The sequence below is a fragment of the Catenibacterium faecis genome (assembly GCF_014306455.1).
In the GTDB taxonomy this organism is placed as follows: domain Bacteria; phylum Bacillota_I; class Bacilli_A; order Erysipelotrichales; family Coprobacillaceae; genus Catenibacterium; species Catenibacterium mitsuoka_A.
This window is the reverse complement of the sequence record NZ_JACRWG010000069.1, coordinates 1-10,715: the sequence shown is the minus strand read 5'-3', so window position 1 is coordinate 10,715 and position 10,715 is coordinate 1. Positions and strand designations below refer to the sequence as shown.

Annotated in this window: 13 protein-coding genes and 1 pseudogene; 1 reads left to right on the top strand and 13 read right to left on the bottom strand. The window is 33.6% G+C overall.

What is annotated here, in order from left to right:
- From H8909_RS11605 to cdaA, 11 genes are all read right to left on the bottom strand, one after another.
- Window positions 1-287 (bottom strand): transposase (locus tag H8909_RS11605; RefSeq protein ID WP_238928285.1); only part of this gene is annotated, 287 nt, incomplete at its 3' end.
- A 215-nt stretch (window positions 288-502) separates the two neighbouring features.
- On the bottom strand, window positions 503-1,114 hold the full coding sequence (locus H8909_RS11600; protein ID WP_117458284.1) for an HAD-IB family hydrolase: 612 nt from the start codon (window positions 1,112-1,114) through the stop codon (window positions 503-505).
- Complete coding sequence (deoD, locus tag H8909_RS11595; protein ID WP_022424460.1) at window positions 1,114-1,818, bottom strand: purine-nucleoside phosphorylase; 705 nt, start codon at window positions 1,816-1,818, stop codon at window positions 1,114-1,116. Before deoD ends, H8909_RS11600 begins: the two co-directional genes overlap by 1 nt.
- The gene (locus H8909_RS11590) at window positions 1,799-2,023 is read right to left on the bottom strand and encodes a hypothetical protein (protein ID WP_187012947.1); all 225 of its coding nucleotides are present in this window, start codon (window positions 2,021-2,023) and stop codon (window positions 1,799-1,801) included. Before H8909_RS11590 ends, deoD begins: the two co-directional genes overlap by 20 nt.
- 112 nt (window positions 2,024-2,135) lie before the next feature.
- Window positions 2,136-2,564 (bottom strand): hypothetical protein, encoded by a 429-nt coding sequence (locus tag H8909_RS11585; protein ID WP_439647250.1) that lies wholly within the window; start codon window positions 2,562-2,564, stop codon window positions 2,136-2,138.
- A complete protein-coding gene (locus tag H8909_RS11580; RefSeq protein WP_187012945.1) occupies window positions 2,564-3,679 on the bottom strand; it encodes an aldo/keto reductase in 1,116 nt (371 codons plus the stop codon). Before H8909_RS11580 ends, H8909_RS11585 begins: the two co-directional genes overlap by 1 nt.
- Window positions 3,680-3,723: 44 nt before the next feature.
- Entirely contained in the window at window positions 3,724-5,037 is a 1,314-nt protein-coding gene (locus H8909_RS11575; protein WP_187012944.1) for a HAMP domain-containing sensor histidine kinase, read from the bottom strand.
- The gene (locus tag H8909_RS11570; protein WP_022424455.1) at window positions 5,037-5,690 is read right to left on the bottom strand and encodes a response regulator transcription factor; all 654 of its coding nucleotides are present in this window, start codon (window positions 5,688-5,690) and stop codon (window positions 5,037-5,039) included. The genes H8909_RS11575 and H8909_RS11570 overlap by 1 nt, the downstream gene beginning before the upstream one ends.
- A 76-nt stretch (window positions 5,691-5,766) precedes the next feature.
- Window positions 5,767-7,113: a phosphoglucosamine mutase gene (glmM, locus tag H8909_RS11565; protein WP_187012943.1), complete on the bottom strand. Its 1,347-nt coding sequence runs from the start codon at window positions 7,111-7,113 to the stop codon at window positions 5,767-5,769.
- Between the two features lie 13 nt (window positions 7,114-7,126).
- Complete coding sequence (locus H8909_RS11560) at window positions 7,127-8,236, bottom strand: CdaR family protein (protein ID WP_117458278.1); 1,110 nt, start codon at window positions 8,234-8,236, stop codon at window positions 7,127-7,129.
- Window positions 8,229-9,029, bottom strand: coding sequence for a diadenylate cyclase CdaA (cdaA, locus tag H8909_RS11555; protein WP_022424452.1), 801 nt, complete (start codon window positions 9,027-9,029; stop codon window positions 8,229-8,231). Before cdaA ends, H8909_RS11560 begins: the two co-directional genes overlap by 8 nt.
- 168 nt (window positions 9,030-9,197) lie before the next feature.
- Between cdaA and pduL the strand changes: the two genes are divergently transcribed.
- Entirely contained in the window at window positions 9,198-9,767 is a 570-nt protein-coding gene (pduL, locus tag H8909_RS11550) for a phosphate propanoyltransferase (RefSeq protein WP_187012942.1), read from the top strand.
- Between the two features lie 115 nt (window positions 9,768-9,882).
- Here the strand turns inward: pduL and H8909_RS13660 are convergent, their stop codons facing one another.
- Both H8909_RS13660 and H8909_RS13655 read right to left on the bottom strand, forming a co-directional pair.
- On the bottom strand, window positions 9,883-10,305 hold the full coding sequence (locus tag H8909_RS13660; protein WP_255465900.1) for a group II intron maturase-specific domain-containing protein: 423 nt from the start codon (window positions 10,303-10,305) through the stop codon (window positions 9,883-9,885).
- A gap of 63 nt (window positions 10,306-10,368) precedes the next feature.
- Window positions 10,369-10,590, bottom strand: a pseudogene (locus H8909_RS13655) (reverse transcriptase domain-containing protein); the annotation flags it as partial.
- Window positions 10,591-10,715 lie beyond the last annotated feature (125 nt).

Below are 10,715 nucleotides of genomic sequence, written 5' to 3'. Positions count from 1 at the left end.
ATGCTGATACCTAAAAACCATCTATAAGCTATATTGACCTTGATCTCTTCACAGGTCTTTCTCATAGAGTTGATGCCGAATGTATAATTGATAAAGATCATTTTAAAAAGTACCACAGGATCAATAGAACGTCTGCCGAAATTACTGTAAAGTGATTTCACTAACGGATAGATGAATTTCCAATCTATCGTAGCTTCCAGTGTTCTAACCAAATTATCCTGTGGTACTAGGTCATCTAAAGTACTCATGATAAGTCCATCACGTTTAATGTTTGCACGATTAGTCATAGCCATATTTATATCCTCCAATTAAGCACCTTAATTATACCATTTTCAGGCGATAATTGACAGGAAACGAAAAAGGCCGTAAGGCCACAAATTTTGCTTAATTGGAGTGTGGACACTTACGACAGTAACTATATTATCATATACTCTTCAAATTTAAAAGAAAAGACTGTTAACATTTAGTTTGTCAACAGTCTGAAGCAGCACTAACGTGCTGCTTAAAAGTCTGATAAGTGACCATCTTTTCTATCGACACGATAACGGTAACGGCATAATTCCAGCATTGGAAGATCAGAATTAGAATCAGAATAACCATAAGAATGATCATAATCTATTTCTAGATCATGTTCCTTCATATACTGATTAATTCTAGTCACCTTTGCTTTACCTTTACAGTTCTCACCAATAATACGAGATGTATAATGTCCATCCTTTATTTGTGTCTTTGTACCCATTAACTCATCACAAGGAAGTGTATTAAAGCGCATATAAGCTTCAGCACTGGCAGTGACAAGGAATACTAAACATCCTTCTTCCTGTCTCTTCTTCATCTCTTCAACCATATGAGGGTAATAAGTAGGTACGATATCCTTTTCATAACAGTCTTTGATTTCTTCTTCAGTGAGTAAATCTAAAGGGAAATGAACCCATGATTTCATTGATTCCATAGAACAGATATGTAATACATAACCAATTCCATATGGAATAAGTGGAAGAAAACGGAATACTGATAAAGGATACTTCTTTAAAGTATAAGACAATAGCTTCCTAATAGAATCGCCATGAGCTATTGTATAATCAAAATCAAAAAATGCACACTTCTGTTTCATCAAGCAATCTCCAATGCGACTTCCATCATTGCAGTAAATGTCTTTTCTCTTTCTTGGGCAGTAGTTTCTGGTTCATCATTGACTAAAGAATCAGAGATTGTAAGTAATGTGAGAGCATTCTTACCTAAATAAGCAGCTGTTGCAAATAATGCATATGATTCCATTTCTACTGCTAGCACACCCATTCTAGACCATTTTTCTACAGAAGTGGTATCTGCATGATAGAAAATATCAGATGCTAAAACATTACCTACATGGTAGTTGATCTTCTTTTCTTTTGCGAGTGTAACAGCTTTTTCTAATAATGAATAAGAAGAAATAGCTGAGAAAGTACCTGGTAATTCATATTGATGGGCAAAGTTAGAGTCTGTACATGAACCCTGAGCAATAATCACATCTCTAATATGTACATTCTTCTGCATAGAACCTGCACTACCAATACGAATGATGTTTTCTACATCGTATTGTGTAAATAATTCATAAGAATAGATACCAATAGAAGGCATACCCATTCCTGAACCCATAATAGAAATCTTCTTTCCTTTATAAGTTCCTGTATATCCAAACATATTTCTTACTGCGTTGAACTGTACAACATCTTCTAAATATGTTTCTGCCAGATATTTTGCACGTAATGGGTCTCCTGGCATTAAGACTGTTTTTGCGATATCACCTTTTTTTGCTTCATTGTGTGGTGTTGCCATAATTCGATCTCCTTTTATAATAATTTTTTAGATTTGGTTTCTTACCTGATATGATTGCTTTTTTGAGTACCTTATATTCTTTACTAGAATAACCTGCTTTCGCAAATGACTCTGTCATGATGACAGGAGCCTGGTTATCACTCAAACCATCATATAATGCGATATCTTTCTTATAGGCTAAAATATGTGTATCAATATCAATCATATGCAGATGGATGTTTTCATCATCCTTGAAATCATCTATTAATATTCTACAATTTCCACAGGACTTAAGTCCATAGACTTTTACAGAATATATATTCTTTTTACATGATGTACTACTTAACAGTAAACCTACGATTATTAAAATCTTGAGTAGGTTTCTTTCCATTTGTGACACGTTCAATATCTTTTGCGAGTATTTCTTCATCATCTGTTTCATATCCTAATAAGGCAAAATAACCTTTTACATAAATAAATGGACCTAAACCATAATATTCATCATCAAAATCCTTTAAAGAATCGATTGCTTGATTATAATGGTCTGCTGTTTTTGTATCATCCATATCATACATCTTGATTGTAATATTCTTATAACGTTTCTTTAAATAAGGTATCGCATTTTTCTTAAAAGCGATACATTCAGAACATGTCTTAACTGAATAAAATTCAATAGTGACAGGTTTAGGTAATGTAACCTTCTTTTGTGTACATCCTGTTACTAATAATAAACTTAATAGACATACGATCCATTTCTTCAAATACATCACTCCTCTAATACATCAGCGCATTCTTTTAAATATTTGATGATAGGTAACTGTTGTGGACAAACACCCTCACATTGCCCACATTCTATACATTCAGATGCTTTCGCACTCTTTTGAACAGTGCTTTCATAACGATCCTTGGCTTTATCCTTCATACTATAGATCTTATACCAATTCATTGCCTTGAAAATATCTGGTATTTCAATACCCATTGGGCATCCCGGTGTACAATAACGACATGCAGTACATGGAATAGATTCAATGGCATCTAATGCCTTTTGTGCTTCCTTAATCATATTTTGTTCTTCTTCACTTAACGGTTTAAAATCTTTCATATAAGAAATATTATCTAGTACCTGTTCCATTGTACTCATTCCACTAAGTACTGTAATAATACCATCTAGTGATGCCACATAACGTACAGCCCATGATGCAATAGACATATGAGGATTCGCATTATGTAGTATTTCTCTGACTGATTCAGGTGGTGAGGCCAGTGTACCACCCTTAATAGGTTCCATTACAACAATAGATTTCTGATGCTTTCTCGCAATTTCATAATTGGCACGTGATGTAATAGCTGGGTTTTCCCAGTCTGCATAGTTTAATTGTAATTGTACAAATTCTACATCAGGATGCTTAGTGAGTAATTCATCTAATAATTGTGGTGTCCCATGGAAAGAGAAACCATAATGTTTAATAAGTCCCTTTGCTTTTGCATCCTTCACAAAGTCCCATATATGATACTGATCATATAAAGCCACATTGGCATCAGATAATGCATGTAGAAGATAATAATCAAAATATCCTGCACCAGTTCTCTCTAAGCTGACCTTTAATTGTGCCTGACAGCTTTCTTCATCATGACACATCATCTTTGCATTGATTTTAGAAGCTAGTGTATAAGAATCTCTAGGATAACGTTCTACAAGTGCCTTTCTTGTTGCTTCCTCTGATCCTTCATAAACATAAGCTGTATCAAAATAAGTCAGTCCAGCATCCATAAAGGCATCTACCATCTTCTTTGTTTCTTCAATATCAATTTGTCCATGAGTGCGTGGTAGACGCATCATACCAAAACCAAGCTTTGGTGTATGTTCTCCAAAATAAGTCATGTTCTCAACTCCTTTACTCTATTTTATCACAAAAAGCTTCCCAACTAGGAAGCTCTTTTCGTAAATATAAATGCAACACCTATATCTTTATTTTCAGCATGAATATCATAGCCATACATATCCGCAATCTTAGATACAATGGATAAGCCTAAACCAAACTGACCTTTTATTCCTTTTACATAAGGGTTAAAAAGATCTTCTTTCTTATCTTCATCTATAGGATCACCATCATTATAGATAATAAGTGTATCTTCTTTTAAAGTAATCTTAATAACAGATTTCATATAACGTGATGCATTATCAATAATGTTTTCTATCGCAACACGCCAATGTTCTTCATTACCAATAAAAGCCACATCATCTAAGTCTGTTTCTATATGGATATGCTGCATTGCTTCCATCTGCATGACGATATGTTCAATTAAGTCTTTGATAGGGAAAGGTTTTAATTCACTTTCTTCAGCACTTAAGTAATCTAATCTATTTAAATAGAGTAAGGATTTTACTTTATGTTCTAAACGATCTGCATTTTCTAGGATAATATCCATAGAACTGTCCTTGTCACCATATGGATAGATATCATCCTTCACACTCTGTCCATATGTCTTAATAAGTGCAATAGGTGTTTTTAAGTCATGAGAAATATTATGAATCATTTCTTCTTTGACTTTTTCCTGTTTCATGAGTTCATCCTTCATTGTGACAATCGCATTTCCTACAACACCTATTTCATCTTGTCGATCCATGACTAGAGTCGCTTCTTCACGATTCGCAATAGAATCCACATAAGTCTTAATCTTCTTTAAAGGACGAATAAGAGAAATAACCCATAAGACGAGTACTAATGCGAAAATAGTAAGTACTGCATAAAGAATATAAATAATACGATTACGAATATCTGTGATTAGCTTATCTGAATAAGAATTAGACATAATAGAAATCAAATACTCATCATCGACCTTCATAATACGATAATAATAAGTTTCTCTTGCATAAGTTCCTTTACTTTCTATAGTATTATGTCTTCTACTATTCACAATTTTCTCTAAATCACGTCCAAATAAATAGTTATATAGTAATGTCAATGTAGTGGCATCTCCATGAAGATTACTAAATGTAAAGGCATTTTCTGTAGGATCATAAACAATTGTATAGATTGCCTTCTCTTTATTATTAGAAGGCATAAAGTCATATTCTACAGAATCTCTTTGTGATGTCTCTAGCTTTTCATACATCTGATCATCAATAATATCATGCACATTAGAATCTACAATAGGCATTACAACAGCCACTAACATGATAGCTAAACCAAGTATTACTACAAGAAGCTGTTTTAATAAAGAAAAAGATTTAAACATTAGTCTAGTCTATAGCCAAAACCATAGATTGTCTTAATATTGATATTTGGCATCTTCTTTCTTAAACGTCTTAAAGTATCATCTACAACACGATCACTACCAAAATAGTTTTCATCCCAGACACGTGTTAAGACCTGTTCACGAGAAATCGCAATACCTTTATTCTTCATAAAATAAAGAAGCAATTCATATTCTTTAGTAGTCAGATCTATTTCATGATCATTTTCTAATACTTTACGTTTAGATTCATCCACCATATAACCATCAATATCAATCATTTCAGTATCTTTATAGACACGCTTTAAAACGTTATGAATACGAAGAATCACTTCCTTCATATTAAATGGTTTTGTGATATATTCATCACAGCCCTTTTCTAAACCAATAATTCGGTCAAAGTCCTGGTCTCTTGCAGACATAAAGACAATAGGCATATCAGGACGCTTTGATTTAATAGCTGTCAACAAATCAAATCCACTATTCTTATCAAGCATAATATCAACTAACCATAAATGTACATCATCATCACAATGCATTAGAGCTTCATCATAAGTATAGAAAGAAGTACATTCATATCCTTCTTTTTCTAAATATGTTCTTACTATATCATTCAAGTGTTTCTCATCATCAATAATATTAATTTTGTATTTCAAGAGACTCACCTCCCATATTTCATTATAAAGTGAAAATATTGCCACGAAAGTGGCAATATTTTGTTAGATTATGTGATTATTTAACGGCATAGCCTTTTTCTTTAATAAGATTTACTACCTTAAGTACATTCTCATGACAAATTTCATCTGTCTGTGCTTCAACCATGACACGAATTAATGGTTCTGTACCAGATTCTCTTACTAAAATACGACCATCATCACCTAATGTTTCTGTCACTTCTTCAATTGCTTTCTTAATATCTGCATCATTTAATACTGTAGCTTTATCACTTACACGTACATTGATTAATAACTGTGGATAAATAGTTACTGGTTCAGTTAACTGAGCTAATGTCTTTTTATTTTCAATACATGTTTCAAGAATCTTTAATGATGTTAAGATACCATCACCAGTTGTTGCATGTTTAGAGAAGATAATATGACCAGACTGTTCTCCACCAATAACGTTACCATTAGTGACCATGTTTTCATATACATACTTATCACCAACAGCAGTTTTAGCATAACCAATACCAATCTTATCTAAAGCCTTATAAAGACCAATATTACTCATGATTGTAGTAACGATTGTGTTATTCGCTAATTCATTGTTTTTCTTTAATTCCTGACCACATACATAAAGAATTAAGTCACCATCTACAACTCTACCAAATTCATCTACAGCTAAACATCTATCAGCATCACCATCAAATGCGAAACCAATATCTAAACCTTTTTCACGTACAAAGTTCTGTAATGCTTCCATATGTGTAGAACCACAATCAGTATTGATGTTTACTCCATCTGGATGATCATTGATAACATATGTTTCAGCTCCTAATGCATCAAATACTGCTTTTGCAATATTAGATGAAGCACCATTCGCACAATCTAAACCAACACGAACATTTCTAAATGCACGTTTAGGAATACTCATTAAGTAACCAATATATCTATTTCTACCCATAGAATAATCTAATGCACGACCAATTTCATCCTTAGTTGCATATGGTAGCTCATCAGTTAAACCATCAATATACATTTCAATCTGCTTTTCTACTTCAGCATCAAACTTCTGACCCTTATCATTGATTAACTTAATACCGTTATCATAATAAGGGTTATGTGATGCAGAAATCATGATACCACAATCAAATCCATCAGTTCTTACAATATAAGATACTGAAGGAGTTGTAGTGACATGAAGAAGATATGCATCTGCACCACTTGCAGTTAAACCTGCAACTAATGCATATTCAAACATATAGCTTGAACGTCTTGTATCCTTACCAATAACGATTTTTGCTTTATGGTTACGGTTATAATACCAACCTAAATAACGACCTACTTTAAAAGCATGTTCTACTGTTAAAGTCTTATTTGCTTCTCCTCTAAAACCATCTGTTCCGAAATATTTACCCATTTTTTTGTCCTCTCTATTTCTTTTCAATAAACATAGTCACATCTACAGTTGTCTGTGACATCTTGTTTATCTTGTCATTCCCTTGTAACGCAATACCAGATAATGTTGTTGATCCTGATAAATTAGAAACATCTACCTGACAAGTAATATAGTTAATATCACTAATATCAGTACGCTTACCATAAATAGTTACAGTAGAGCTAGATAATTTATAATTTGTCATTTGATAGCCATCCTGCAATTGGCCAACAAATTCTGGTTTAACTGGCACTTCCTTAGAATAAGAATCTACATGACAGCTAACATTCACCTTTTCTGGTGCGATTGTACATTGTACTTCATTGCCATCGGCATCATATGCTTTAATTTCACATGCCTGCTGGAATGCTTTTGTCTTGCCTTCTACATCAATAAGCGCCTGGACCTTATCAATCTTATCTAGATTATTTTGTGTCGCTGTTATTGTAACACGTTTTGTAGATATTGTATCAACTGAAACGCTATATTTTTCATTTAATTTATCTTGATTAATAAACTTATATCCTAAGTCAAACTTGGCATCTACTTTAGGTAGAATCTTAATAGTCACTGTCTCAGGAATCAACATTACAGTCAAATCACTATCAAAATTTCTTGTTTTTAAAGTCACATGATGTGTTCCTTCATTATATTCAGATAAATCACAATAAACCTCATAATTACTAGTCAATTTAGTTGTATAGATATCCATAGAAGGACCAATTAATCCTATTTCTACTGTTGCAGGAAGTCCTGATACCTCATAACCTTCCTTTAAACCTTCTACCTGTACTGGCACTTTCTTTAAAGTTGCCCCTGCAGTAGTAGAATTCATGACATCTCCACCAGAGAATGAAACAAATAAAAATATTGCAAGCACAAACGAAAGAATACGTACAGAATGCTTATTGGCAAGAAGCTTATCTAATAGCTTATTAAAGTAGTTATAACCTGAAGAAAACTTTTCTACTGTTTTAGTATAAGTCTGTTCTCTTTCTTCTTTTTTAGCTTCTGTCTTCTCTTTATCAGACTTTTCTTCTTTCATAAACTGTAAGAAAAAATCTGTAGTGGAATCCGTCTGTTTCTTTTTCTTAGGATCACTCATGGTCTTCACCACCTTCGTCATACCAGTTCAACTCTGCAATCAATTTAGAACGTAACTCATTTAAGTTAATTCTTGTAAGTTCTCCATTAGCTGCAAAGCTAACATTTCCTGTCTCTTCAGATACAACCACTGTCAAAGAATCAGTGATTTCACTAATACCAATGGCTGCTCTATGTCTTGCTCCATACTGTGAAGGAATTTCCTTATTAGTAGGAGGATAGAAACAGGCAGAAGCCACAATCATATCATTCTTAATAATAGTAGCCCCATCATGAAGAGGTGTACCTTCATAGAAGATTGTAGTTAGAAGTTCTGCTTTAATAGAAGCAGACACTTTAACACCTGTATTAATAAAGTCCTGTAAAGACTGACGACGCTCAAATGTAATTAATGCGCCTGTTTTATCCTTAGACATAGTTGTAATAGATTCAACTAGTTCATCCATAGCACGTTCTCTTTCATCATCAGATAAACGATGCTGTACTTCATTTTTAGTTTGTCCCATCTTCTCTAATAAAACACGTATTTCTGGTTGAAAAATAACTACAATAGCCAATACTCCCCATGTAATGACTGCATCTACAATAGTACCAAGAGTCACAAGTCCTAGAACACTCGTAATAGCCTTAACAAGAAGAACTACAATAACTCCTTTAAATAACTGCATAGTACGCATGTTTGTCTTAAACATCATGATACCATAGTACAATAAAACCCATACTGCCAATAAATCAATAGCTGATTTTACAAACTTCCAAATCATTGGTAATTCCGACGTAATAATATTAATCATAACATCAACCTCACTTACAGATATTATAACAGTTTTGTAAATCAATGAAAACAAACATTGATATGTTACACTTATACTAATTTGTAAAGTAAGCCTTATACTAATTTGTAAAGTAAGCCTTTTCAAAATAAGAAAAAGGGTGTAAAATACGTGACTAGGAGGCAGATTATGAATAACAAGATTATTATTGAAACTTCAGCTAGACATATTCATTTAAGTCAGGCTGATTTAGAAACTTTATTTGGTAAAGGTTATGAATTAACTAAGAAGAAGGATCTTTCTCAGCCAGGTCAGTTTGCATGTGTTGAAAAGGTAAAGGTAGTAGGAACTAGAGGAGAAAAAGCTATGTCTGTTCTTGGTCCTGTTAGAGACTATACTCAAATTGAATTAGCTCTTACTGATGCAAGATCATTAGGTCTAGAAGCACCTGTAAGAGGTTCTGGTGACCTTGCTGGTAGTGGTGCTTGTAAATTAGTTGGTCCTAAGGGTGAAGTTGAATTAACTGAAGGCGTTATTGCTGCAAAACGTCATATCCACTTCTCTCCAGAAGATGCAAAAGCTATGGGTATTAAGGATCGTCAGATTGTTAAAGTAGAAGTTGAAACAAATGGTCGTTCATTAGTATTTGGTGATGTTATGTGCCGTGTTAAAGATACTTATGCTACATTCATGCATATTGATACTGATGAATCAAATGCTGCTGGTGGACCTAAAGAAGGTACAATTATTGTAGACTAAATAGGGTAGACAAGAAATAGTATTAATTTAAAGATTAATCACTATTTCCTTGCCTCCCGTTGCACCGTACGTACGGGTCTCGTATACGGCGCTACATTTACATGATAATTTCAGACTAACTTAGATAGTAATTAAGGGGATTGACCAAGCCAGGTCTATCCTTTTTCTTTATGGCTAGAATCTTGGGACTAAGTAGAAAATTAACTACATGGCCATAAGCCTGTCTGTATAAACCTAGTCTAGTGTTTGCTACCGAGATAATTTCTTCATCTGTAAAGCGACAAGATAACTTCTTATTCAGTTTCTGAAGATTAATATAGATTCTTCTAGGTTTCTTCCATTGTTTAAGAATGATAACTCTGATTTTATGGCGAAGCCATTGACCAAAGACATCAACGAAATATTTCATCACACCTATTCGATAATAGTTAATCCACCCCACTACAATCTGATTGATTCTTTTGAATGTGACTGCAATAGGGCGTGCAATGCCTATCCTTCTAATAAGTTCTCTTCTACATTTATCGTAGAGTTTCATCTTGCTCTGATTGGAAGGCTTGCATTTCCATTCACCATTCCTTTGAAGGTAGGTGAATCCTAAGAACTTGCTTTCGGGTGGTCTGACCACCTTGGTCTTAGTAGCGCTGACTTTAAGAAATAGTTTCCTTTCTAGCCATGAAGTGACTGACTTCATTACTCTATTTGCACTCATTTCGCTCTTGACGAAGATATTGCAGTCATCTGCATATCTTACAAAGCGCAGTCCTCTATATTCCAATTCCTTGTCAAATTTATCTAAATAGATGTTAGAAAGGATTGGAGAAAGAGGACCTCCTTATGTGGACAAAGATATTATGCCGAGTTAATTTAGATAACCCTTTAATAATCAGAAGGTTTTCTTTGTTTTCTCGGCATAATAATATTATTTAAAGCTGTTTAGGAAGTCTA